General features: G+C 75.4%; 23 protein-coding genes. All 23 read left to right on the top strand.

Annotated elements, in window-relative coordinates:
* The first annotated feature begins 4 nt into the window (after positions 1–4).
* The 23 genes from IR170_RS11455 to carA all read left to right on the top strand — a co-directional run bounded on the left by IR170_RS11455 (position 5) and on the right by carA (position 24,803).
* The gene (locus IR170_RS11455; protein ID WP_193664199.1) at positions 5–565 is read left to right on the top strand and encodes a hypothetical protein; all 561 of its coding nucleotides are present in this window, start codon (positions 5–7) and stop codon (positions 563–565) included.
* Positions 566–575: 10 nt separating this feature from the next.
* Positions 576–956: a DUF6167 family protein gene (locus tag IR170_RS11450; RefSeq protein ID WP_193664197.1), complete on the top strand. Its 381-nt coding sequence runs from the start codon at positions 576–578 to the stop codon at positions 954–956.
* Positions 956–3,628 (top strand): alanine--tRNA ligase, encoded by a 2,673-nt coding sequence (alaS, locus tag IR170_RS11445; protein WP_193664195.1) that lies wholly within the window; start codon positions 956–958, stop codon positions 3,626–3,628. Before IR170_RS11450 ends, alaS begins: the two co-directional genes overlap by 1 nt.
* Before the next feature lie 3 nt (positions 3,629–3,631).
* A complete protein-coding gene (ruvX, locus tag IR170_RS11440) occupies positions 3,632–4,126 on the top strand; it encodes a Holliday junction resolvase RuvX (protein ID WP_193664193.1) in 495 nt (164 codons plus the stop codon).
* Positions 4,119–5,384, top strand: a complete 1,266-nt coding sequence (gene mltG / locus IR170_RS11435) for an endolytic transglycosylase MltG (protein ID WP_193664191.1) — start codon at positions 4,119–4,121, stop codon at positions 5,382–5,384. The genes ruvX and mltG overlap by 8 nt, the downstream gene beginning before the upstream one ends.
* 10 nt (positions 5,385–5,394) lie before the next feature.
* Complete coding sequence (locus IR170_RS11430; protein ID WP_193664189.1) at positions 5,395–6,234, top strand: shikimate dehydrogenase; 840 nt, start codon at positions 5,395–5,397, stop codon at positions 6,232–6,234.
* Positions 6,231–7,100 carry a prepilin peptidase gene (locus IR170_RS20330; RefSeq protein WP_193664187.1) on the top strand — a complete coding sequence of 290 codons (870 nt, stop codon included), beginning with the start codon at positions 6,231–6,233 and terminating at the stop codon, positions 7,098–7,100. The genes IR170_RS11430 and IR170_RS20330 overlap by 4 nt, the downstream gene beginning before the upstream one ends.
* A gap of 78 nt (positions 7,101–7,178) precedes the next feature.
* Positions 7,179–8,357 carry a chorismate synthase gene (gene aroC, locus IR170_RS11420; RefSeq protein WP_200920109.1) on the top strand — a complete coding sequence of 393 codons (1,179 nt, stop codon included), beginning with the start codon at positions 7,179–7,181 and terminating at the stop codon, positions 8,355–8,357.
* Positions 8,354–8,875: a shikimate kinase gene (locus IR170_RS11415; protein ID WP_308196067.1), complete on the top strand. Its 522-nt coding sequence runs from the start codon at positions 8,354–8,356 to the stop codon at positions 8,873–8,875. Before aroC ends, IR170_RS11415 begins: the two co-directional genes overlap by 4 nt.
* A complete protein-coding gene (gene aroB, locus IR170_RS11410; protein ID WP_193664185.1) occupies positions 8,872–10,044 on the top strand; it encodes a 3-dehydroquinate synthase in 1,173 nt (390 codons plus the stop codon). Before IR170_RS11415 ends, aroB begins: the two co-directional genes overlap by 4 nt.
* A complete protein-coding gene (locus tag IR170_RS11405; protein WP_193664183.1) occupies positions 10,041–10,478 on the top strand; it encodes a type II 3-dehydroquinate dehydratase in 438 nt (145 codons plus the stop codon). Before aroB ends, IR170_RS11405 begins: the two co-directional genes overlap by 4 nt.
* Positions 10,479–10,593: 115 nt before the next feature.
* Positions 10,594–11,157 carry an elongation factor P gene (efp, locus tag IR170_RS11400; RefSeq protein WP_056862780.1) on the top strand — a complete coding sequence of 188 codons (564 nt, stop codon included), beginning with the start codon at positions 10,594–10,596 and terminating at the stop codon, positions 11,155–11,157.
* Positions 11,157–11,564 (top strand): transcription antitermination factor NusB, encoded by a 408-nt coding sequence (gene nusB, locus IR170_RS11395; protein WP_056862781.1) that lies wholly within the window; start codon positions 11,157–11,159, stop codon positions 11,562–11,564. The genes efp and nusB overlap by 1 nt, the downstream gene beginning before the upstream one ends.
* An 87-nt stretch (positions 11,565–11,651) precedes the next feature.
* Positions 11,652–13,037, top strand: coding sequence for a dihydrolipoyl dehydrogenase family protein (locus tag IR170_RS11390; RefSeq protein WP_193664181.1), 1,386 nt, complete (start codon positions 11,652–11,654; stop codon positions 13,035–13,037).
* Between the two features lie 103 nt (positions 13,038–13,140).
* Positions 13,141–13,959, top strand: a complete 819-nt coding sequence (locus IR170_RS11385) for a DUF1206 domain-containing protein (RefSeq protein WP_193664178.1) — start codon at positions 13,141–13,143, stop codon at positions 13,957–13,959.
* A 58-nt stretch (positions 13,960–14,017) separates the two neighbouring features.
* The gene (locus tag IR170_RS11380) at positions 14,018–14,227 is read left to right on the top strand and encodes an I78 family peptidase inhibitor (protein ID WP_193664176.1); all 210 of its coding nucleotides are present in this window, start codon (positions 14,018–14,020) and stop codon (positions 14,225–14,227) included.
* Positions 14,228–14,921: 694 nt separating this feature from the next.
* A complete protein-coding gene (locus tag IR170_RS11375; protein WP_193664174.1) occupies positions 14,922–15,854 on the top strand; it encodes a MinD/ParA family ATP-binding protein in 933 nt (310 codons plus the stop codon).
* A 93-nt stretch (positions 15,855–15,947) separates the two neighbouring features.
* A complete protein-coding gene (locus IR170_RS11370; protein WP_193664172.1) occupies positions 15,948–16,964 on the top strand; it encodes an NADPH:quinone reductase in 1,017 nt (338 codons plus the stop codon).
* Between the two features lie 147 nt (positions 16,965–17,111).
* Positions 17,112–17,726, top strand: coding sequence for a bifunctional pyr operon transcriptional regulator/uracil phosphoribosyltransferase PyrR (pyrR, locus tag IR170_RS11365; RefSeq protein ID WP_193664170.1), 615 nt, complete (start codon positions 17,112–17,114; stop codon positions 17,724–17,726).
* A complete protein-coding gene (locus tag IR170_RS11360; RefSeq protein WP_193664168.1) occupies positions 17,723–18,703 on the top strand; it encodes an aspartate carbamoyltransferase catalytic subunit in 981 nt (326 codons plus the stop codon). Before pyrR ends, IR170_RS11360 begins: the two co-directional genes overlap by 4 nt.
* On the top strand, positions 18,700–20,013 hold the full coding sequence (locus IR170_RS11355; protein ID WP_193664166.1) for a dihydroorotase: 1,314 nt from the start codon (positions 18,700–18,702) through the stop codon (positions 20,011–20,013). Before IR170_RS11360 ends, IR170_RS11355 begins: the two co-directional genes overlap by 4 nt.
* 730 nt (positions 20,014–20,743) lie before the next feature.
* Entirely contained in the window at positions 20,744–23,488 is a 2,745-nt protein-coding gene (gene hrpB, locus IR170_RS11350) for an ATP-dependent helicase HrpB (protein ID WP_406603382.1), read from the top strand.
* A 130-nt stretch (positions 23,489–23,618) separates the two neighbouring features.
* Entirely contained in the window at positions 23,619–24,803 is a 1,185-nt protein-coding gene (gene carA / locus IR170_RS11345; RefSeq protein ID WP_193664164.1) for a glutamine-hydrolyzing carbamoyl-phosphate synthase small subunit, read from the top strand.

Here is a 24,803-nt window from a genome sequence, read left to right as displayed (position 1 = left end):
CACCATGACGCAGCAGTGGAGCACGCCGGGGTGGGCGCTGCCGGTGGTCCTCGCTCTGGGCGTGCTGCTGCTCGCCGCCCTGGTCGCGACCGGCCTGGCGCTGCGCGGCGTACGACGCTCCGCGGCGCGGGCCGAGGCGGAGGCGAGGACGGCGACCGCGCAGCTGCGCGAGCGCCTCGAGCTGCTGGAGCGCCGTCTCGTCGCCCTCGACGCCCCGGCGCGGACGCGGGCGGCGGAGGAGGAGTTCGTCATCACCCACCTCGGCGCCGACGACGCGGTCGACGAGACCACGGCACGGGCGGACGGCGCGTCGCCGGCCGCCCGCCCCGACGCGCCCCTCTTCGCCGACCTCGTGCTGCGCGAGTCGGTCGTGCAGGCCGCCTCGCTGGCCGCCGGCGTGCGTCGCGCCCTCGGCCCCGAGGTGCGCCACCGCGTGCGGCTGGAGATGCGCCGCGAGGTCAAGCGCGCCCGCAAGCAGCGCCGCACCGACCAGCGGGAGGCGCGCCGCGCCGCGCAGGCCCGGCAGCGCGCCGGCCTCGACCTCTCGCGGGAGCCCGCGGCGTGAGGCGGGCCGCATGAGCCGGGGGCTGTGGTTCGCCGCAGGGGCCGGCGCCGGGGTGTGGGCCATGGTGCGGGGGCGCCGCGTGGCCGAGGCCCTCACGGTCGACGGGATGCGCGACCGGGTCGGCGCCGCCGTGGTCGGGGCCCGGATCCTGCGCGAGGAGGTCGCCCAGGGCCGCGCCGACGCCGAGCCCGCCGTGCGGGCCCGGGTGGGCGGGGCCCTCCAGGGGGCCGTCCGCCCGGAGCTCAGCGCTCCGCCGCCCGTCGCGGACCCGGCGGCCGACACCCCCACCGGCACAGGCACCGGCACGAGCACCGCCACAGACCCGAGCACCGACACCGCCGCCCGCGCGACCAGCGCGGACCGGCACCACCCAGGACAGGAAGGCAGCTGATGGAGACCGCGGAGATTCGCCGGAGGTTCCTCGCGCACTTCGAGCGCGCGGGCCACACCCCCGTCCCGTCGGCGTCGCTGCTGCTCGACGACCCCAACCTGCTCTTCGTCAACGCTGGCATGGTGCCCTTCAAGCCGTACTTCCTCGGCCAGGAGACCCCGCCCTACGACAAGGCGACCAGCGTGCAGAAGTGCGTGCGCACCCCCGACATCGAGGACGTCGGCAAGACCACCCGCCACGGCACGTTCTTCGAGATGTGCGGCAACTTCTCCTTCGGCGACTACTTCAAGGAGCGGGCCATCGAGCTGGCCTGGGACCTGGTCACCAAGCCGCAGTCCGACGGCGGCTGGGGCTTCGACGAGGCCAGGCTCTACCCCAGCGTCTACGTCGACGACCCCGAGGCCGTCGCGCTGTGGCGCAAGATCACCGGACTGCCCGACGACCGGATCGCGCGGCTGGGCAAGTCGGAGAACTACTGGTCGATGGGCGTGCCCGGCCCCGGTGGCCCGTGCTCGGAGATCCTCATCGACCGCGGCCCCGCCTACGGCGCCGACGGCGACTTCTCCGCCGAGGACCGCTACCTGGAGTTCTGGAACCTCGTCTTCATGCAGGACGAGCTCTCCGCGGTGCGCTCGAAGGAGGACTTCGACATCGCCGGCTTGCTGCCGAAGAAGAACATCGACACCGGCATGGGCCTCGAGCGCGTCGCGTTCATGACCCAGGGCGTCGAGAACATGTACGAGATCGACGTCATGTTCCCCGTGATCCGGATGGCCGAGCAGCTCACCGGGCGCCGCTACGGTGCCGACCCGGTCGACGACGTGCGCTTCCGGGTGGTGGCCGACCACGTGCGCAGCGGCATGATGCTCATCGGCGACGGCGTGACCCCGGGCAACGAGGCCCGCGGCTACGTGCTGCGCCGGCTGCTGCGGCGGGCCGTGCGCTCGATGCGGCTGCTGGGCTACGAGGACCCGGCGCTGCCCGAGCTGATGCCGGTCAGCCGCGACAAGATGGGCGAGACCTACACCGACCTCCACACCGACTGGGACCGCATCTCCCGGGTGGCCTTCGCCGAGGAGGAGGCCTTCCGCAAGACCCTCCAGGCCGGCACCCACATCTTCGACCTGGCCGCGGGCCAGGTGAAGCAGGCCGGCGGCACCCGCCTGGCCGGCGACCAGGCCTTCGCGCTGCACGACACCTACGGCTTCCCGATCGACCTGACGCTGGAGATGGCCTCCGAGGCCGGGCTGAGCGTCGACGAGGAGGGCTTCCGCGCCCTCATGGGCGAGCAGCGCCAGCGTGCCAAGGACGACGCGCGCTCCAAGAAGGGCCAGCACGCCGACACCGGGGTCTACCGCGGCATCCTCGACGGCCACGGCCCCACGGAGTGGCTGGCCTACGAGACCCTCGAGACCGAGTCGCGCGTCCTGGCGGTGCTCGCCGGCGGCGTCGGCGTGCCGGTGCTGCGCGAGGGCGAGGTCGGCGAGGTCGTGCTCGACCGCACGCCCTTCTACGCCGAGTCGGGAGGGCAGGTCGCCGACGCCGGCCGGCTCGTCGCCGACGGTGCGCTGCTCGAGGTGCTCGACGTCCAGCGCCCGGTGCGCGGCCTCGTCGTCCACCAGGTGCGGGTGCTCGAGGGCGAGCTGGTGCAGGACGCCACCCTCCACGCCCGCGTCGACCCCGCCTGGCGCACCGGCGCGCGGCAGGCGCACTCCGGCACGCACGTGGTCCACGCCGCGCTGCGCGAGGTGCTCGGCCCCTCGGCGCTGCAGTCGGGCTCCTACAACCGCCCGGGCTACCTGCGCCTCGACTTCGGCTGGACCACCGCGCTCGACCCCGACCAGGTCCGACAGATCGAGCAGGTCTCCAACGCCGCGCTGCGCGCCGACCTGCCTGTGGGCTGGCAGTACATGACCCTGCCCGAGGCCAAGGACTGGGGCGCCATCGCGCTCTTCGGCGAGACCTACGACAACACCAAGGTCCGTGTCGTCGAGATCGGCGGCCCCTGGTCGCGCGAGCTGTGCGGCGGCACCCACGTCGACCACTCCTCCCAGATCGGCACGATCGTGGTGACCGGTGAGGCGTCGGTGGGCTCGGGCAACCGCCGCATCGAGGCCCACACCGGCATCGAGGGCTTCGACTACCTCGCGCGCGAGCGCCACGTCGTCGGCCAGCTGACCACCCTGCTCAAGACCCGGCCCGACGACCTGGTCGGACGCGTCGGCGACCTCGTCGAGCGGCTGCGCGCCGCCGAGAAGGAGGTCGAGAAGGCCCGGCTCGCCCAGCTCCTCGCCGGCGGCGAGACCATCGCCGCACAGGCCAGGCAGGTCGGGCCGGTGCACGTCGTGGCCCACCGGGTCGACGGTGCCGGGGGCGGCGACGCGCGCACCCTGGCCATGGACGTGCGCGGCCGGCTGCCCCAGGGCGAGCCCGGCGTGGTGGTCGTGATCGGTGTCGTCGACGACAAGGTCGCCGTCGTCGCCGCCACCAACGACGCCGCGCGCGAGCGCGGCCTCTCCGCCAACGACCTGGTCCGCGCCGTCGGCCCGCTGGTCGGGGGCAAGGGCGGGGGCAAGGCCGACGTCGCGCAGGGCGGCGGCACCGACGCCTCCCGCGTCGACGAGGCCCTCGACCTGGTCGTCGCCGAGGTCGGCCGCACGGCAGGGGCCTGAGCGGTGCGCCACGGAGTCAGGCTCGGCATCGATCCGGGCGACGCCCGGATCGGCGTCGCCCGCAGCGACCCGACCGGCTTCCTGGCCACGCCGGTGGAGACGGTCAAGCGGGGCCGGGGCGACCTGTCCCGCCTGGCTGCCATCATCGCCGAGATCGGCGAGGACTCCGAGGTGCTCGAGGTGGTCGCCGGCCTGCCGCGGTCGCTGTCGGGCGGGGAGGGTCCGGCCGCGGCCAAGACCCGGGCGTGGGCGGCGACGCTGGCCCGCCGTGTGGCCCCGGTGCGGGTGAGGCTGGTCGACGAGCGGCTCACCACCGTGTCGGCGGAGGCTATGCTGCGCGGCAGCCCAGGGGGCGTCCGCAAGGGCCCCAAGCAGCGGTCCGTGGTCGACCAGGCCGCGGCGGTGCTGATCTTGCAGCACGCACTGGACACCGAGCGCGCCACCGGGAACCCTCCCGGCGAGCTCCTCGGTGACGACGTCGAGGAGCAGCATGAGTGAGCACGACCGCGACCCCGCGGACGGCGCCCCCAGGGACGCGGCCCCGGACGACGGTGCGGCCCACGCAGCGGCGTACCCCGAGCAGCCCGAGCAGCCCGAGCACGACGACTCCCCGCTGCCGCTGAGCAGCGCCCCCGACCTCGGCGGGCGCCGTCGCAAGAAGCGCAGCCGCCTGCCCGGCTGCCTCGCGGTGCTGGTGGCGCTGGCCGTGCTCGTGGGCGGCGGCTACCTGGTCTACGACCGGGCGAGCAGCTTCATCGCCGACCAGTTCAGCGACCCCGAGGACTTCGAGGGCCCCGGCTCGGGGCGCGTGCAGTTCGAGGTCGCCTCCGGCGACAGCTCCACCCAGATCTGCCGCAACCTCAAGGACGAGGGCGTCGTGGCCTCGGTCGACGCCTGCGTCGGTGCGGCCACCGACAACCCCGACTCCGCGGCCATCCAAGCCGGCTTCTACCGGCTCAAAGAGGAGATGTCCTCGGCCGACGCCATCGACGTGCTCGTCGACCCGGCCAACGTCATCACCGACTCCGTCACCATCCCCGAGGGCCTGCGCGTCGTCGACATCGTCGCGATCCTGGCCGAGCAGACCAAGGTCACCACCGCCGAGCTCGAGGCCGTGCTCGACGACCGGCGCCTGCTCGCCGACCTCGGGCTGCCCGACTACGCCGAGGGCAACCCCGAGGGCTACCTCTTCCCCTCGACCTACGCCTTCGCGCCGCGCGAGGACGCCGAGGGCATGGTGCAGGCGATGCTCACCCGGTGGCGCCAGGCCGCCGACGACGCCGACCTCGAGGCCTCGGCCGAGCGGCTCGGCATCAGCCCCCAGGAGCTGATGACCATCGCCAGCCTCGTCGAGGCCGAGGGCCGCGGCGACGACATGCCCAAGGTGGCACGGGTCATCTACAACCGGCTCAGCCCCGACAACGACGAGACCGCCGGTCTGCTGCAGATCGACGCCACGGTCAACTACGCCCTCGGGGAGTCGGGCATCGCCCGCCTCACCACCGACGAGATCGCCTCGGTGGCCGACTCGCCCTACAACACCTACGAGCAGCCCGGCCTGCCGCCGACCCCGATCGAGGCGCCCGGCGACGCCGCCATCGCGGCGGCCGCCGCGCCGGCCGAGGGCGACTGGCTCTACTACGTCACGGTCGACCTGCGCACCGGGGAGACCAAGTTCGCCGATACCTACGACGAGTTCCTGGTCTACGAGGCGGAGTTCGACGAGTACTGCGCCACCCAGTCCGACCGCTGCTGAGGCGTCCCGGATGCGCTGCGCCGTCGTCGGCGACCCCGTCGGTCACTCGCTCTCACCCGTCCTGCACCGCGCGGCCTACGCCGCGCTCGGCCTGGACTGGACCTACGAGGCCGTGCGCGTCGCCTCCGGCACGCTGCCGGAGGTGCTCGCGGGCCTCGACGACTCGTGGCGCGGGCTGTCGCTCACGATGCCGCTCAAGCGCGAGGTGATGGCCCTGGCCGTCGGCGCCCGCGGCGAGGTCACCGAGCGGGCCCGGCTGGTCGGCGCCGCCAACACCCTGCTGGTCGACGAGCCCCGGCTGCGCGCCGACAACACCGACCTCCCCGGCGCCGTCGCGGCGGTGCGTGAGCGGTGGGACGGCGAGGTGGCCCGGGCCGTCGTGCTCGGCGGGGGCGCCACGGCCGCGTCCACCGGGCTCGCCGCCTGCGAGCTGGGCGCCCGCGAGGTCGTGGTGCTCGCGCGCACCCCGGAGCGCGCCGCCGAGACGGTCGACGCGATCCGCCGCCACCCCGGCGGGGCCCACGTGAGGGTGCTGCCCCTCACCACGCCGGCCGAGGAGGTCGGCCCCGCCGAGCTGGTGGTCTCCACGGTGCCCGCGGCCGCCCAGACCCCCGACCTGGTGCTGCGCTGGGCCGCCACGCCGGTCGTCTTCGAGGTCGTCTACGACCCGTGGCCGACGCCGCTCGCCGCGGCCGCGGCCACCGCCGACGGCACGGTGCTGGTGACCGGCCTCGACCTGCTGGTGCACCAGGCCGCCCTCCAGGTGGAGTTCATGACCGGACGTCCCGGCCCCGTCGACGTCATGCGCGCCGCGGGCGCGGCCGCGCTCGCCGCGCGGGCACCGGCGTGAGCGACGCCGCGGCCGAGCTCCTCGTCGTGGCCCTCGCCGCCCTGGGCTGCGGTCTCGCCGGGCTGGGCGTGCCCGCGCTGATCCGGGCGCTGCCCGAGCCCCCCGCGCCCGCGTCAGCCGCGGATCCCCCTGCGGATCCCCCTGCCGATCCCGCCGCCGGTGCAGCGACCGGGACCCTCGTGGGCGCGGAGGCCCCGCACGGGCCGACCGCCGGGTCCGGACCCGCGAGCGTCGCCCGGCCCGCCGAGCCGCCCAAGCCGCTCTACGTCGACCTCGCGGCACGTCCCCACCTGGGCCCGTGGGTGGCCCTCGTCTCCGCCATGGCCGGCGGGCTGGTCGCCCGTGCCGTGCTCGGTGACGGGCTGACCGAGGACACCGCGTGGGCCCTGGCCTACGCGCTGCCGGTCGTGCCGCTGTGCGTCGCCCTGGCCTACGTCGACGGCCACACCCGCCTGCTGCCCTCGCGCCTCGTGCTCCCGGCGACCGGCGCGCTGGTGCTGCTCGCGCTGGGGGAGTGGGCGGTCACCGGCGAGCACGACGCGGTCCTGCGCGCGGGCGTCGGCCTGCTCGTCGCGCGCTCGCTCTACTGGCTGCTGTGGGCCGTGCACTCCGCCGGCATGGGCTTCGGCGACGTGCGCCTGGCCGCGCTGCTCGGGCTCGTGCTCGGCCGCCTCGGCGTCGCCGAGCTCGTCGTCGGCGTCTACGCCGGCTTCCTCGTCTTCGGCCTGCCGGGTCTCCTGCTCGCCCTCGTGCGCCGCGACCGCGCCCTCCTCAGGGCCGCCTACCCCTTCGGGCCGTTCATGGTGGTGGGCGCGCTGATCGGCGTGCTGACCGGACCCGCCGTGATCGACGCCCTGCTGCGCTGACGCGGGAGCGCTGCGGGGCCGGTCTCGGGACGCGACGGGGGTCGTCGGCCCCGCGTGGCGCCGTGGGAGACTGCCGTCATGCTGCGTTGGCTCACCGCGGGCGAGTCCCACGGCCCCTCCCTGGTCGCCGTCCTGGAGGGGCTCCCCGCCCACGTCCAGGTCACGAGCGACGACATCGCCGACTCCCTGGCCCGCCGCCGTCTCGGCTACGGCCGCGGCGCGCGGATGAAGTTCGAGCAGGACCAGGTGACGATCACCGGTGGCGTGCGCCACGGGGAGACCCAGGGCGGACCGGTCGCGATCATCGTCGGCAACACCGAGTGGCCCAAGTGGGAGAAGGTCATGTCGGCCGACCCGGTCGACGCCGAGGAGCTGGCCTCGCTGGCCCGCAACGCGCCGCTCACCCGGCCCCGTCCCGGTCACGCCGACCTGGCGGGCATGCAGAAGTACGACTTCCCCGACGCCCGCCCGATCCTGGAGCGGGCCTCGGCCCGCGAGACCGCCGCCCGGGTCGCGCTCGGCCGCGTGGCCAGCAACTTCCTGGCCCAGGCCTGCGGTGCCACCATCCTCTCCCACGTCATCGAGCTCGGCGGCGTGCGCGCCCCCGACGGGCTGTGGCCGGGTGAGGGCGACCTCGAGCGCCTCGACGCCGACCCCGTGCGCTGCCTCGACCCTGCGACGAGCGAGGCGATGGTGGCGCGGATCGACCAGGCCCACAAGGACGGCGACACCCTCGGCGGCGTCGTCGAGGTGGTCGTGCACGGACTCCCGCCGGGCCTGGGCTCCCACGTCCACTGGGACCGGCGCCTCGACTCGCGCCTGGCCGGAGCGCTCATGGGCATCCAGGCCATCAAGGGCGTCGAGGTCGGCGACGGCTTCGCCCTGGCCGCCACCCCCGGGTCGCTGGCCCACGACGAGATCGTGCCCACCCCCGAGGGCATCCGCCGCACGAGCGGCCGCTCCGGGGGCACCGAGGGCGGCATGACCACCGGCGAGGTGCTGCGCGTGCGCGCGGCCATGAAGCCGATCGCCACCGTGCCCCGCGCGCTGCGCACCGTCGACGTCGCCACCGGCGAGGAGGCGGTGGCCCACCACCAGCGCTCCGACGTCTGCGCCGTGCCGGCCGCCGGCATCGTCGCGGAGGCCATGGTCGCCCTCGTCGTGGCCGAGGCGCTGCTGGAGAAGTTCGGCGGCGACGCGCTGTCGGAGACCCGGCGCAACGTCGAGACCTACCTCGACGCACTGACCTACCGGTGAGCGCAGGCAGCCCCGCCGTCCGTCCCCGCGTCGTGCTCGTGGGGCCCATGGGCGCGGGCAAGACCACCGTCGCCGACCTGCTGGGCGCCCGCTGGGGCGTCGGGGTCCGCGACACCGACCGTGACGTCGAGGCCGCCGAGCAGCGCGCGATCTCCGACATCTTCGTCGACGACGGGGAGCAGCACTTCCGCGACCTCGAGGCCGCGGCCGTCGCCGCCGCGCTCGCCGAGCACCCCGGCGTGCTGGCCCTCGGCGGGGGAGCGGTGCTGCGCGAGGACACCCGCGCCCTGCTCGCCGGCCACGTGGTCGTCTTCCTGCGCGTGGGGCTCGCCGACGCGGCCTCCCGGGTCGGCCTCGGGGTCGCCCGACCGATGCTCATGGGCAACGTGCGCGGACGGATGAAACAGCTGCTCGAGGAGCGCACGCCCGTGTACGAGGCCGTCGCCACCCACGTCGTCGACACCGACGCCCGCACCCCCGACCAGGTCGCCGACGCGATCGAGGAGCTCCTGCCGTGACCGACCCGACCGACGGCCCGACACCCGACCCGACCCGATCGTCCGACCTGACGGTGCTGCACGTCGGCGGCGCGTCGCCCTACGACGTGGTGGTGGGCCACCGGGTCACCGACCGCCTCCACGACCTGCTCGGCCCCGGCGTGCAGCGCGTGGCGTTCCTCTACGCCGGGGCCCTCGGCGAGCTCGCCCAGCCCGTCGTCGACGCGCTGCGGCCCCACCACGACGTCCTGGCGCTGGGCCTGCCCGAGGGCGAGGCCGCCAAGACCGCCGGCGTGCTGGTCGACGTCTGGGAGGCGCTCGGCGCGGCGGGCTTCACCCGCTCCGACGCCGTCGTCACCTTCGGCGGCGGCGCCACCACCGACCTGGGCGGCTTCGTCGCGGCCAGCTGGCTGCGCGGCGTGCGGGTCGTGCACGTGCCGACCACGCTGCTGGCGATGGTCGACGCCGCCGTGGGCGGCAAGACCGGCATCAACACCGCGGCGGGCAAGAACCTCGTCGGCGCCTTCCACGAGCCCGCCGGCGTGCTGTGCGACCTGGCCCTGCTCGAGGGGCTGCCCCGCGAGGAGCTCGTCGCAGGGCTCGGCGAGGTCGTCAAGTGCGGCTTCGTGGCCGACCCGGTCATCCTGGACCTGGTGGAGGCCACCGACCCCGCCGACCTGGTCGCAGGCTCGCCGGTGCTGCGCGAGCTCGTCGAGCGCGCCATCCGCGTCAAGGTCGACGTCGTCGTGGCCGACCTGCGCGAGACCGGCGGGGCCGACGGCCACCCCGGTCGCGAGGTGCTCAACTACGGCCACACCCTCGGCCACGCCATCGAGCGCGCCGAGGGCTACGCCATCCGTCACGGCGAGGCCGTCGCGATCGGCTGCGTGTTCGTCGCCGAGCTGGCGCACCGCGCGGGCAGCCTGCCTGCAGCCGTCGTCGAGCGGCACCGCAGCGTGCTCGCCCGGGTGGGCCTGCCCACCGGCTACGCCGGGGCGGCGTACGACGACCTGCTGGCCACGATGCGGGTCGACAAGAAGACGCGCGGCGACCAGCTGCGCTTCGTGGTGCTCGACGACGTCGCGCGACCGCGCGTGCTCGCCGGGCCCTCCGACGCCGACCTGCGGGCGGCCTTCGCCGCCATCACGACCGACGCGGGGAGCACGGCCACCACGGGAGAGGGCGCATGAGCGTCCTCGTGCTCAACGGGCCCAACCTCGGCCGGCTCGGCAAGCGTCAGCCGGAGATCTACGGCTCCACCACCCACGCCGAGCTCGCCACGCTGTGCGTCGAGTGGGGCCGCGACCTCGGGCTCGAGGTCGAGGTGCGCCAGACCAACCACGAGGGCGTGATGGTCGACTGGCTCAACGCCGCGGCCGACGACGGCCACCCGGTGGTGCTCAACGCCGCGGCGTGGACGCACTACTCCTACGCCGTCTACGACGCCTGCGCCCAGCTGACCGCACCCCTGGTGGAGGTGCACATCTCCGACCCCCACGCCCGGCCCGAGGAGTTCCGCCACCACTCGGTGGTCACCCCGCACGCCGTCGAGGTGGTCAAGGGCCTCGGTGTCGACGGCTACCGCGTGGCGCTCGAGGTCGTCGCGCGCAGCAGCGCCGGCTGACCGGCCCCACCGCCGAGTGCGGGGCTGCGGTCCGCGCCCGGTAGACTCAGGCGTTCGTCCGAGACGCCTCGGGCGACACTCCGACTCCCCGACGCAGTGAGGCTGAACCGCGCAGATGGCATCGACCAACGACCTCAAGAACGGCATGGTTCTCAACATCGACGGTCAGCTCTGGGCTGTCGTCGAGTTCCAGCACGTGAAGCCCGGCAAGGGCCCCGCCTTCGTGCGCACCAAGCTGCGCAACGTCGAGTCGGGCAAGAACGTCGACAAGACCTTCAACGCCGGCACCAAGGTCGAGACCGCGACCGTCGACCGCCGCACCATGCAGTACCTCTACAACGACGGCACCTCGTTCGTCTTCATGGACGTCGCCACCTACGACCAGCTCGAGGTCGCCCCGGAGATCCTCGGCGACGGCGCGAACTTCCTCCTGGAGAACCAGGAGGCCATCGTGGCCACCAACGAGGGCCGCGTGCTCTTCGTCGAGCTCCCCGCCTCGGTCGAGCTCGTCATCACCTTCACCGAGCCCGGCCTGGCCGGTGACAGCGCCACCGGCCGCACCAAGCCGGCCACGCTCGAGACCGGCCACGAGATCCAGGTGCCGCTCTTCATCAACCAGGGCGAGAAGGTCAAGGTCGACACCCGCGACTCCTCCTACCTCGGTCGCGTCAAGTCCTGATGGCGGCCCGCTCCAAGGCCCGCAAGCGGGCGCTGGACGTGCTCTTCGCCGCCGAGATGCGCAGCGAGGCTCCCCTGGAGCACCTCGAGCGCGCCGTCGCCGACGGCGAGGGCCCGCAGCACGCCTACACCGGTGAGCTCGTGCGGGGCGTGGTCGAGCACCAGGCCCGCATCGACGAGTTGCTCGCGACCTACTCCGAGGGCTGGACCCTCGACCGGATGCCGGCCGTCGACCGCAACGTGCTGCGCCTGGGCGTCTTCGAGCTGCTGTGGGCCGACGACGTGCCCGACCCGGTGGCCGTCTCCGAGGCCATGGCCCTGGTGCGCGACCTGTCGACCGACGAGTCGCCGTCCTTCGTCAACGGCGTCCTGGGCGCGGTCATGCGCGACAAGGCCTCCCTGGTCTGAGCGCCACGACCGCCCTCGGCGGCCGCCCCCGCCCGGGTCCCACGATCGGGTGATCCGTGGGCCCGCCAAGGCGGGCAGGCTGGCGCCATGAGCGAAGAAGTGAGCGTCGACCTCGTCGTCATCGGCCTCGGCCCCGGGGGCGAGGCCCTCGCCACGGGTGCGGCGCAGGCGGGGCTGCGGGTCGTGGCCGTCGACAAGCACCTCGTCGGCGGCGAGTGCCCCTACTACGGCTGCATCCCCACCAAGATGATGGTGCGCGCCTCCGACGCGCTCGCCGAGGCCCACCGCGTCGGCGAGCTGGCCGGCGATGCGACCGTCGTGCCGTCGTGGTCGCCGGTGGCCCGCCGCATCGACACCGAGGCCACCACCGGCTGGGACGACCAGGTCGCGGTGGACCGGCTCGTCGACGCCGGCGCCACGGTGGTCCACGGCGTCGGCCGCCTCGACGGCACCGGTCGGGTGGTCGTCGAGGCTCCCGACGGCGGCCGCACCACCTACGTCGCCCAGCGCGGCGTCGTGCTCAACACCGGCACCCGCCCCGCGGAGCTGCCCATCGACGGGCTCGCGGGCACGCCGTACTGGACCAACCGCGACGTCGTGCGCCTCACCGAGCTCCCGGGCTCGGCCGTCGTGCTCGGCGGCGGGCCGATCGGCTGCGAGATGGCCCAGGTGCTCGCCCGCTTCGGGGTGCGCGTGACGATCGTGCAGCACGGCGAGCGTCTGGTGCCCGGCGACGAGCCCGAGGCCGGGCGGCTGCTGGAGGAGGTCTTCGCCGCCGAGGGGATCCGGGTGATGACCGGCGTCGAGACCACCTCGGTCTCCTACGCCGAGGGCGCCTTCACCCTCGTCCTCGACGGGGAGGAGGGCGAGCGTCTCGTGGCCGACAAGCTGCTCGTGGCGGCCGGGCGCACCCCCAACCTCGACGACCTGGGGCTGGAGACGGTCGGCCTCGACCCCACCGCCCGCACGATCGAGGTCGACGAGCGCCTGCGGGCGGGCGACCGGCTGTGGGCCATCGGCGACATCACCGGCCACGGGGCCTTCACCCACGTGTCGATGTACCAGTCGGCGATCGCGACCCGCGACATCACCGGCGAGGAGGGCCCGGCGGCCCGCTACCACGCCGTGCCCCACACCACCTTCACCGATCCCGAGGTCGGCGGCGTGGGCCTCACCGAGCAGCAGGCCCGCGACGCCGGCCTGCGCGTGCGCACGGGCAGCGCCCCGCTCGAGCAGTCCTCGCGCGGCTTCACCCACGGCCCCGGCGGCCGCGGACTGGTCAAGGTGGTCGAGGACGCCGACCGCGGTGTGCTGGTGGGGGCCACCGCCATGGGTCCCGCCGGTGGGGAGATCCTCGGCCTGCTCGCGCTGGCGGTGCACGCCGAGGTGCCGGTCGAGGTGATGCGCACGATGATCTACGCCTACCCGACCTTCCACCGCGCCGTCGAGACCGCCCTGGGCGACCTGTCCTGAGCCGGCGCGGGCGCCCCCGGGTCGGACGGCGCGAGGGCCTCACCCTCACAGGTGGCCCAGGACCCGGGCGCGGAGGGTCCCGGAGGGTCTAGGTTCAGCCTCCATGGGAGAGATGACGCGCAAGGCTGGCGACGCCACCGACCGGGCCGAGTCGAGCGACTGGCTCGACCACGCCGTGCGCGCGGGTCTCGTCGCCTACGGCGTGGTGCACCTGATGATCGCCTGGATCGCGCTCCAGCTCGCGCTGGGCGACCAGAGCGGCTCGGCGTCGAGCACGGGCGCGCTGCAGCAGCTGACCGACGAGCCCTTCGGCAAGCTGGCGATCTGGCTGATCGCGATCGGCATGCTGCTGCTCGTCGTGTGGCGCGTCCTCGAGGCCGTCGGGGGGCACCGCGGCGAGGAGGGCAAGGACCTCTGGCTCAAGCGGGCCTCGTCGGTGCTCAAGGGCGTCATCTACGCGGTGATCGGGTGGAGCGCCGTCCAGGTCGCCACCGGATCGGGCTCCAAGGGCGGCTCCGACGACACCACCGCCACGGTGATGAACATGTCGGGTGGGCAGTTCATGGTCGGCCTCGCCGGCGTGCTCGTCATCGCCTACGGCGTGGGTCAGATCGTGCGTGCCTGGACCGAGAAGTTCCGCGAGCACCTCACCGCGGAGGGCAAGAGCGGTGAGGCCGGGACGGCCTACATCTGGTTCGGCAAGGCGGGCTACGCCGCCAAGGGCGTCGCCATCGGCATCGTCGGCGGACTCTTCCTCTACGCCGCCTACACCCACCAGGCCAAGAAGTCCGGCGGGCTCGACCAGGCCCTCCACAAGGTGCTGCAGCAGCCCTACGGCCCCGTGATGCTCGGCGTCATCGCCGTCGGCATCGGCTGCTACGGGCTCTTCTGCTTCGCCCGCGCGCGTCACCTCTCACGCTGACGTCGCCGGGACCGCGGGGTCGGGCCGACCCGGTCGCCGCACCGGGCATGCTGGGGCGATGACCTCCACGCCCCCGCCGGTCGACCCGACCCCGCCGACCGGGCTCGTCGGCCTCACCGCCACCGACGCCGTCGGCGAGCTCGACGCCGCCGGCCGCCCCCACCGCCTGCTGCGCCCGGGCACGATGCGCACCCTCGACTTCCGCCCCGACCGGGTCAACCTGCTCCTCGACGAGGACGACGTGGTCGTCGAGGTCACCCTGGGCTAGGCACCACGGCCAGGGCGCCGGCAGCTGCGGCACGAGCGGGTGTGACACGGGCGGGTCGAGGGAAGGAAACCGGCACGCCGCCCCGTCTCTCGGAGGACCCATGACGCAGCAGCAGCCGCACGACCCCCGGCCCGCGACCCAGCCCGGACCGCAGCCCGGGCCCCAGCCCGGGACCCCGCCCGGGTCGCGCCACGAGTCCGCCGACACCAGCGACCGGCTCCACCGGCCGGAGGACCTCGCGGCCCACGCCGCCGACCGTGCGCCGACCCCCGACCGCAGCGGCCCGCCCCCGGGCGACGGCTCCCCGGTCACCGACCACCTGGCCGACCCCCTGGCCGACCCCCTGGGTGACCCCCTGACCGACCCCTTGGCCGATCACCTGGCCACTCCGCCCGACGTGTCTCCGTCCGACCCGTCGGCCGACCCCGTGAGGGACGCAGACCGAGTCCCTGCCGGCCCCCCGCCGGCCGTGGGTCCGCCGCAGTGGACGCCGACCTCGCCACCACCGGCCTCCCCGGCCACCTCGCCGGCCCCGCCACCGTCCTCCCGGCCCGCTGGCCCGCCTGCTGGCCCGCCCGTGGGCCCGCCGGCCGGCCCGGCGCCGACCGTCGCGCCGACCGTCGCGCCGACCGCTCCGCCGGCCACCGCGGGCGAGGCGGGCGCCGGCGGCGTACCGGCGCAGCCGCGACGCTTCATGTCGGCCACCGACTTCCTCGACCGCCGCGCCGACGTCGCCGACCACGGGCCGGCCACGTGGGGCTGGCGCGGACGGGTGCGCCGGTGGAGCGGTGGACTCCTCAGCCCGGCGATGGGCCGCGCGGAGGCCGCCCACGAGCGCGACCGCGCCGCGGTGCAGCGCGAGCTCTCGGGCCCGCGCACCATCGCCTTCGTCAACCCCAAGGGCGGGGCCGCCAAGACCACCGGCGTGCTGGCGGCGGGCTACACCTTCGGCACCGTGCGGGGCGGCGGAGTCGTGGCCTGGGACAACAACGAGACCCGGGGCACGCTGGGCATCCGGGGCACCCGCGGCCACCACCGCAACACCACCCGGGAGCTGCTCGGCGACCTCGGCCGCTTCGACGACGTCGCGCAGTCGCGCATCGGCGACCTGGGGTCCTACGTCCGCACCCAGGGCGACGCCCACTTCGACGTGCTGGCCTCCGACGAGCGGGCCGACGTCACCGGCACGATCCGCGCCGACGACTTCGCCGCCGTCCACGGGCTGCTCGAGCGCTTCTACCGGATCCTGCTCGTCGACACCGGCAACAACATGCGCGCCGAGAACTGGCTGGCCGCAGCCGCGGCCGCCGACCTGCTGGTGGTCACCAGCACCGTGCGGGAGGACACCGGCTACAGCGGGCTGTGGATGCTCGACGCCCTCCAGGACGCCGGTCACCCCGACCTCAAGCACAAGACGGTGACCGTGCTCTCCGACCCCTCCCCGAAGGTCGACGCGGCGCTGGCGCGCGACCTCGTCGACGTCTACGAGCAGCGCACCCGCGCGGTCTACCGCGTGCCCTACGACCCCGCGCTCGTCTCCGGCTCCGTCGTGCCCTACGCCCGGTTGTCCCAGGAGACGCGCCGCGCCTGGCTCACCGCCTGCGCCGGCATGGCCGCGACCCTGTGAGCCCGGCGGACACCGCCACCGGCCACGGGGGCGCGGCAGGGGCCTGAGGCCCTCCACGGGAACAAGTCCCGCGCCCGGGGCGCTACGCCCTCCATGCGAGCAGTCGTCTACAGCAAGCCCGGTCCCTCCTCCGTCCTCGAGGTCGTCGAGCGCGACCTGCCCGAGCCCGGGCCCGGCGAGGTCCGGGTCCGCCTGGTGCGGGCGGGGGTCAACCCCACGGACTGGAAGTTCCGCGCCAACGGCATGAACGGCGACTTCACCGAGGTCGCCCCTGGTCAGGACGGTGCCGGCGTCGTCGACGCCGTCGGCGAGGGTGTCACCACCCACGCCGTGGGCGACCGGGTCTGGCTGGTGCTGGCCCAGTCGGGTCGCGGCCTCGGTACGTCGACCCAGCACACCGTGCAGCTCGCCGAGCGCGTCGTGCCGCTGCCCGAGGGCGCGTCCTTCGACCTCGGTGCCTCCCTCGGCGTCCCGGCGGTCACCGCCCACCGGGCGCTCACCGCGGGGGAGACCACCGCGCGTCTGGCACCGGGCTCGATGGCCGGACAGACCGTGCTGGTCGCCGGCGGGGCCGGTGCGGTGGGCAACGCCGCGATCCAGCTGGCCGTCTGGGCCGGCGCCACCGTGGTCACCACGGTCAGCGGTGAGGAGAAGGCCGACCTGGCCCGCGCGGCCGGCGCCCACCACATCGTCAACTACCGCACCTCCGACGCCGCCGCCGAGATCCGCGCGGTCGTGCCCGAGGGCGTCGACCTGGTCGTGGAGGTGGCCCTGGCGCAGAACGTCGGCCTCGACGTCGAGGTGCTCCGCAACCGCGGCACCCTGGCCTACTACGCCGACAACGGCGGGGCCGAGGCGACCGTGCCGGTGCGGGCCACCTTCGCCAAGAACCTGCGCCTCCAGGGCCTGCTCCTCTACACCCTGGGCGCCGACCTCGTGCAGGCCGCCGCCGAGGACGTCACCGCGGCCGTGTCCGCCGGTGCCCTGCGCGTGGGTGCGGAGGCCGGCGTGCCGCTGCACCACTACCCGCTGGAGGAGACGGGCGCCGCGCACGACGCCGTCGAGGGTGGCGCCGTCGGCAAGGTCCTGCTCGACATCGCCGAGGCCTGATCCGGCCCGGGGCCCGGAGCCCTGGAGCACCTGCGGGCCGCGGGGTCCGACGTCGTGGCGTCGGACCCCGCGGCTGCTAGGGTCGGCGCCGATCGACATCCTTTAACGAGCCGTCCCGTGAGGCGGAGAAGGAGGTCCGGCGGCACCGTGTGCGCCCAGCCTGCAGCACCCGACGACCCGACGGCCGGAGGCCGCGTCGTCCTCGACGCCCGTGACATCGCCCGGGCCCTGACCCGGATCTCCCACGAGATCCTCGAGCGCAACAAGGGCGGCGCCGACCTCGTCCTGCTGGGCATCCCGAGCCGTGGCGTGCCGCTGGCGCAGCGCATCGCCGAGCGTCTCGCCGCGGTCGAGGGCATCGAGGTGCCGGTGGGCTCGCTCGACGTCACGATGTACCGCGACGACCTGCGCCTCAAGCCGGCCCGTGCGCTGCTCCCCACCCAGATCCCGCCCGGCGGCATCGACGGGCGCACCGTGGTGCTGGTCGACGACGTGCTCTTCTCCGGGCGCACCATCCGCGCGGCGCTCGACGCCCTCGGCGACATCGGCCGCCCGCGCGCGGTGCGGCTGGCCGTGCTGGTCGACCGCGGTCACCGCGAGCTGCCCATCCGGGCCGACTTCGTGGGCAAGAACCTGCCCACCTCGCTGGTCGAGCGCGTCAGCGTGAGACTCGAGGGCGTCGACGACCTCGACGCGGTCACGATCACCGGGCCGCCCCCCGGCCGGAGCGACCAGACCGGCGGCACGGAGGTGCGGGCGTGAAGCGGCACCTGCTCAGCGCGGCCGACCTGACCCGCGACGACGCGGAGCTGGTGCTCCGCACAGCGGCCGAGCTCCGCTCGCTGGCCGACCGGCCGATCAAGAAGCTCCCCGCTCTTCGCGGGCGCACCGTGGTCAACCTCTTCTTCGAGGACTCCACCCGCACCCGCATCTCCTTCGAGGCCGCGGCCAAGCGCCTCAGCGCCGACGTCATCAACTTCGCCGCCAAGGGCTCCAGCGTGTCCAAGGGCGAGAGCCTCAAGGACACCGCGCTGACCCTGGAGGCGATGGGGGCCGACGCCGTGGTGGTGCGCCACGGCGCCAGCGGCGCACCCCACCGCCTCGCCCACTCCGGCTGGGTCCGCTCCAGCGTGGTCAACGCCGGCGACGGCACCCACGAGCACCCCACCCAGGCGCTCCTCGACGCCTTCACCCTCACCCGCCACCTCGGCGCGGCCGACGGCGGCGGTCTCGACGGGCGGCGGGTGGCGATCGTGGGCGACGTCCTGCACAGCCGGGTCGCACGCTCCAACGCGCTGCTGCTGCAGACCCTCGGCGCCGAGGTCACGCTCGTGGCGCCCCCGACGCTGATGCCGGTGGGCGTCGGCTCGTGGCCGGTCGAGACGTCCTACGACCTCGACGCGGTGCTGCCGAAGGCCGACGCCGTGATGATGCTGCGCGTGCAGCGCGAGCGGATGAGCGGGGGCTTCTTCCCGACCCCGCGCGAGTACTCGCGGCGCTACGGCCTCGACGGTCGCCGGATGGCCACGCTGCAGGACCACGCCATCGTGATGCACCCCGGCCCCATGGTGCGCGGCATGGAGATCACCGCCGACGTCGCCGACTCCCCGCGCTCGGTCATCGTCGAGCAGGTCACCAACGGCGTGGCCGTGCGGATGGCGGTGCTCTACCTCCTCCTCAGTGGCGCCGACCTCTCCGCCGACGCTCCGCTCCTCCCGACAGAAAGCGCACCCGCGTGACGACGTACCTGCTCCGCAACGCCTCGATCCTCGGCGGCGAGACCACCGACCTGCTGCTCGCCGACGGCGTGGTGGCCGCGGTCGGTCCCGACCTGGCCGCCGGCCCCGGGGCCGACGGCGCGACGGTGGTCGACGCCACCGGCCTCCTCGCGCTGCCCGGACTGGTCGACCTGCACACCCACCTGCGCGAGCCGGGCCGGGAGGACGCCGAGACCGTCGACACCGGCACCCGTGCCGCGGCGATGGGCGGCTTCACCGCCGTGCACGCCATGGCCAACACCGAGCCGGTCGCCGACACCGCCGGCGTCGTCGAGCAGGTGTGGCGCCTGGGCCGCGAGGCCGGTCACTGCGACGTCTTCCCGGTCGGCGCGGTCACCGTCGGGCTGGCCGGCGAGCGGCTGGCCGAGCTCGGCGCGATGGCCGACTCCGCCGCCCGGGTGCGGGTCTTCTCCGACGACGGCCGGTGCGTGAGCGACGCGGTGCTGATGCGGCGCGCGCTGGAGTACGTCAAGGCCTTCGACGGCGTCGTCGCCCAGCACGCCCAGGAGCCGCGCCTGACCGAGGGTGCGCAGATGAACGAGGGCGAGCTCTCGGGCCGCCTCGGCCTCACCGGTTGGCCGGCGGTGGCCGAGGAGGCGATCATCGCCCGCGACTGCCTGCTGGCCGCCCACGTCGGCTCGCGGCTGCACGTGTGCCACGTCTCGACCGCCGGGTCGGTGCAGATCGTGCGCGAGGCCAAGGCCCGCGCCGCGCGCGAGGGCGGCTGGGAGGTCACCGCCGAGGTGTGCCCCCACCACCTGCTCCTCACCGACGAGCTCGCCGCGACCTACGACCCGATCTACAAGGTCAACCCGCCGCTGCGCACCGCGGCCGACGTCGAGGCGCTGCGCGCCGGACTGGCCGACGGCACGATCGACGTCGTGGCCACCGACCACGCCCCGCACCCCCACGAGGACAAGGACTGCGAGTGGGCCGCGGCGGCCTTCGGCATGCTGGGCCTCGAGACCGCGCTGTCGATCGTGCAGGAGACGATGGTCGACACCGGGCTGCTCGACTGGGCCGGCGTCGCCGAGCGCATGTCGGCCGCGCCCGCGCGGATCGGCCGCCTCGCCGAGCACGGTCAGCCCCTCACGGTCGGCGCCCCGGCCAACGTCGTGCTCTACGACCCCGCCGTACGCCGCGTCGTCGACCCCGCGACGTCGGCGTCGCTGTCGCGCAACACCCCCTACCGCGGCATGGAGCTGCCCGGCCGGGTCGTGGCGACGTTCCTGCGCGGCACCCCGACCGTGCTCGACGGCGCCCTGGTCTGAGCCGGCCGGACCCCACACCGGGCGCCCCGACCGGTCGAGCGTGCCGGGACCCCGGTGAGCCCGGGCCGGCGGCGGTGCGCCCCGACCCCTGCCGCAGTGCGGTGGTCGAACGTGCGTACCACCGGAGCGTGGATGCCTCTGGGGCCTTCCGCGCCTCTGGGCGTGTGGTGGAGCCGGCGCTGGTCGGAACGCGGGTTGATCGAACGTTCGTCCAACCAGATCGTGGTCCTCGGCTGCGGGCTGCGGGCTGCGGGCTGCCGTCTCGGCGACCGCTGCGGCCCCTCGTGCGGCGGATCCGGTGTCGCTGCCGTGGCGGAACGGCCGAGCGTGCGGCCGAGGGTGCGCCAGTCGGCGCACGGGTTGATCGAACGTTCGTTCAACCAAATCGTGGTTCTCGGCTGAGGGCTGCTGGCCGCCGGCTCCGCGACCGCTGCGGCCCCTCGTGCGGCGGAGCCGGCGCCGCTGCCGTCGCAGTGCGGCCGAGCGTGCGGCGGAGCGGGCGCCGGTCCGAGCGGGTTGATCGAACGTTCGTTCAACCAGAACGTGGTCTCGTGCCGCGGGCTGCGGGCCGCCACCTCTCGCGACGGCTGCGGCCCCTCGTGCGGCGGAGCCGGCGCCGCTGACGCGGCGGATCGGCCGAGCGTGCGGTCGACCCGAGCACGGCTCCGCGGGGAGGGCCTCACCGACGGGAGGCCCGTCCCGGTCGCGCGGCGCGCGAGACACTGTGCCGGTGAGCGACCCGATCCGGCGACTGCTGGCCCACCCGCCGGACCTCCCGGTGGTCGCGGGACTGCCCGCGCTGCGTGTCGCACTGGAGGACCACGGCGCCGCGGTGGTGCAGGCGCCGCCCGGCACCGGCAAGACCACCCTGGTGCCGCTGCTGGTCGCCGACCTCCTGGGCGGCGGGGGCGGTCGCGTCGTGGTGACCCAGCCGCGCCGCATCGCCGCACGCGCCGCGGCCCGGCGTCTGGCCCACCTGCTCGGTGAGCCCGTGGGGGAGACGGTCGGCTACACGGTGCGGGGCGAGCGACGCGCCGGACCCGCCACGCGGGTCGAGGTGGTCACCACCGGGGTGCTGCTGCGGCGGCTCCAGCGCGACCCCGACCTGCCCGGGGTCGGGGCGGTGGTGCTCGACGAGGTGCACGAGCGCCACCTCGACGGTGACCTGACGCTCGCCCTGCTCGTCGACGTCCGGCAGAACCTGCGCGAGGACCTGCTGCTCGTGGCGATGTCCGCGACCGTCGAGGCGACCCGCACGGCCGCGCTCCTCGGCCCCGAGGCCCACCACCCCACGGACGCGTCCGACGGCACGGGCGCGGTGCCGTCGCACCAGGATCCTGGCGACGACAGCGACGACAGCGACGACAGCGACGACAGCGACGACAGCGACGGCAGCGACGACAGCGACAGCAGCGCCAACAACGGCGGCGCCACCAGCGACGAGGGCGCCCCGCGCGGCGCAGGTGCGGGGTCGCCCGGCGCCGTCAGCACCGCCGTGCCGGTGGTGGACGTGCCCGGCGCGCTCCACCCGGTGCAGCGTCGCTGGTGCCCGCCACCGCCCGCCGTGCGCCGCGCCGACGACCGCGGGGTGACCCCGGCCTTCCTCGACCACGTGGCCGCGACGACCCGCGTCGCGCTCGCCGAGCACCCGGGCGACGTGCTGGTCTTCGTGCCGGGCGTCGCGGAGGTCGACGGCGTCGTGCGCCGGCTCGCGCCAGCAGCTGCCGCCGCCGGGGTCGACGTCCGTCCGCTGCACGGTCGCCTTCCGGCCGTCGACCAGGATCGCGCGCTGAGCCCGGGGGAGCGCCGCCGCGTCGTGGTGTCGACCGCGGTCGCGGAGTCGTCGCTCACGGTGCCGGGGGTGCGCGTGGTGGTCGACGCCGGGCTGTCGCGGGAGCCGCGCACCGACCACGCGCGCGGTCTGGCCGGCCTCGTCACGGTGCGGGTGAGCCGCGCCGCCGCCGAGCAGCGGGCCGGACGCGCCGGCCGCGAGGCCGCCGGGGCGGTGCTGCGCTGCTGGTCGGAGGCCGAGCACGCCCACCTCGAGGCCCACCCGCAGCCGGAGATCCTCACCGCCGACCTCACGGCCCTCGCCCTGGAGCTCGCCGTGTGGGGCGTCCCCGACGGCGCCGGCCTCGCCCTCCTCGACCCGCCCCCGCCCGGTCCGCTCGCGCTGGCCCGTGCCACCCTCGCCGGCCTCGGCGCCGTCGACGACGCCGGAGCCGTCACCGCTCGTGGCCGCGCGATCGCCGGGGTGCCCGCCGACCCGCGGCTGGCGCGGGCGCTGCTCGACGGCGCCGCGGCGGTGGGGGCCCGCCGGGCCGCCGAGGTGGTGGCCCTCCTGGCCGACGACGTCCGGGTCCCCGGCGGCGACCTGGTCGCGGCGCTGCGTGCCGTACGCCGGGGCGGCCCGGCCTCGGCCGCGTGGCGCACCACCGCCGAGCGGCTGCGGGCCTCCCTGCCCGCCGACCACGGTGGCGGCGCCGCGGCCCCGGCGATGACCGACGACCTCGCCGTGGGCGCGGTCGTCGCCCTGGCCCACCCCGACCGGATCGCCCGCAAGCGGGCCGGCTCGGAGGCCTACGTGATGGTCGGCGGCACCGGGGCGGTGCTGGGCCGGGGCGAGTCGGCCCTGCGCGGGCTGGAGTGGCTCGCGGTGGCGGGCGTCGACCGCCGCTCGGGCCAGCGCGACGCCACCGTGCGCTCCGCGGCCCCGCTCGACGAGGACCTGGCGCTCGAGGCGGCCGCGCCGGTGTGGCGCGAGGAGGACGACGTGCGCTGGGAGCAGGGTCGGGTGCGGGCCCGCCGGGTGACCCGGCTCGGTGCCGTCGAGCTGGCCAGCAGCACCCTGGCCCGGCCGCCCGCCGAGCTCGTCGCGGCCGCGGTGCGCGACGGGCTGCGCCGCGACGGTCTCGCGGCCCTGCCCTGGTCGGAGGCCGCGCACGCCCTGCGCCGACGACTGGCCTTCCTGCGCACCGCGGTGGGGGAGCCGTGGCCCGACGTCTCCGACGCCGCGCTGCTGGAGTCCGCGGAGTCGTGGCTGGGCCCGGAGCTGGCCCGCGTGCGCACGGCCCGCGACCTGGCCCGTGTCGACGTCCTCGGCGCGCTGCGCCGGCTGCTGCCCTGGCCGCAGGCCGGGCGTCTCGACGAGCTGGCGCCCGAGCGGCTCACGGTGCCCAGCGGGTCGGCGGTGCGCCTGGACTACGAGGGGGACCAGCCGGTGCTCGCCGTGCGCGTGCAGGAGGCCTTCGGGTGGGCCGAGACCCCGCGGGTGGCCGACGGGCGGGTGCCCGTGCTGGTGCACCTGCTCTCCCCGGCCCGCCGCCCGGTGGCGGTCACCGCCGACCTCGCGTCCTTCTGGGCCACCGGCTACCCCGCGGTGCGCGCCGAGCTGCGCGGTCGCTACCCGAAGCACGCCTGGCCCGACGACCCCTGGACCGCGCCCGCCACCCGGGGCACGGGCCGGCGCCGCTGACCCGGCCCGGGCCCGGGGACGCGCCACGGCCCGGACACCGCACCGGGCCACGGCCCGTCCGCTGCTAGGCTCGGCGCCGCTCGAACATCCTTTAACGATCCGTCCCGTGAGGCGGAGAAGGAGGTACGGCGTGCCCACGCATGCCCCCGCGGTGCTCGTCCTCGAGGACGGCCGCACGTTCCACGGCGAGGCCTTCGGAGCCGAGGGCGAGACCTTCGGCGAGGCCGTCTTCAACACCGGCATGACCGGCTACCAGGAGACGCTCACCGACCCGTCCTACCACCGCCAGGTCGTCGTGATGACCGCCCCTCACGTGGGCAACACCGGCGTCAACGACGAGGACCCCGAGTCCCGCCGCATCTGGGTGGCGGGCTACGTCGTGCGCGACCCCGCCCGCGTGCCGAGCAGCTGGCGCAGCCGCCGCACCCTCGACGAGGAGCTGGCCGCCCAGGGCGTCGTCGGCATCTCCGGCGTCGACACCCGCGCCCTGACCCGCCACCTGCGCGAGCGGGGGGCGATGCGCGTGGGCATCTCCACCACCGAGAGCGACCCCGCCGCCCTGCTCGAGCGCGTGCGCGCCTCGGGCGAGATGGCCGGCAGCGAGCTGGCCGGCGAGGTCTCGACGACCGAGGCCTACGTCGTGCCCGCGGTCGGCGAGCGCCGGCTGAGGGTCGCCGCCCTCGACCTCGGCATCAAGACGATGACCCCCCACCGCATGGCCGAGCGCGGCATCGAGGTGCACGTGCTGCCGGCGACGTCGACCCTCGAGGACGTGCTCGCGGTGAGCCCCGACGGGCTCTTCTACTCCAACGGCCCCGGCGACCCGGCGGCCACCACCCGCCAGGTCGAGCTGCTCCAGGCCGCGCTCGACGCGGGTGTGCCGTACTTCGGGATCTGCTTCGGCAACCAGCTCTTCGGCCGGGCCCTGGGCCTGGGCACCTTCAAGCTGGTCTACGGCCACCGCGGCATCAACCAGCCCGTGATGGACCGCACCACCGGCAAGGTCGAGGTCACCGCCCACAACCACGGCTTCGCCGTGGCCTGGCCCGAGGGCGTGGGCCACGACGAGGCGTTCGCGACCCGCTGGGGCCCGGCCTCGGTGAGCCACGTCTGCCTCAACGACGACGTCGTCGAGGGCCTCGAGCTGCGCTCGCCCGACGGCGACCTGCTCGGCTTCTCGGTGCAGTACCACCCCGAGGCCGCGGCCGGCCCGCACGACGCGGCGTACCTCTTCGACCGCTTCGTCGACCTCATGCAGTCCCGGGGCCGGTCCGCCGCCGGGCCCGCCACCGCCGCGAGCACGGGAGGCAACTGA

The organism is Nocardioides kribbensis, from assembly GCF_015070375.1.
GTDB classification, from domain to species: domain Bacteria; phylum Actinomycetota; class Actinomycetes; order Propionibacteriales; family Nocardioidaceae; genus Nocardioides; species Nocardioides kribbensis.
Note: the sequence above shows the minus strand (reverse complement) of the source record. Positions and strands in the feature narration are given on the sequence as shown.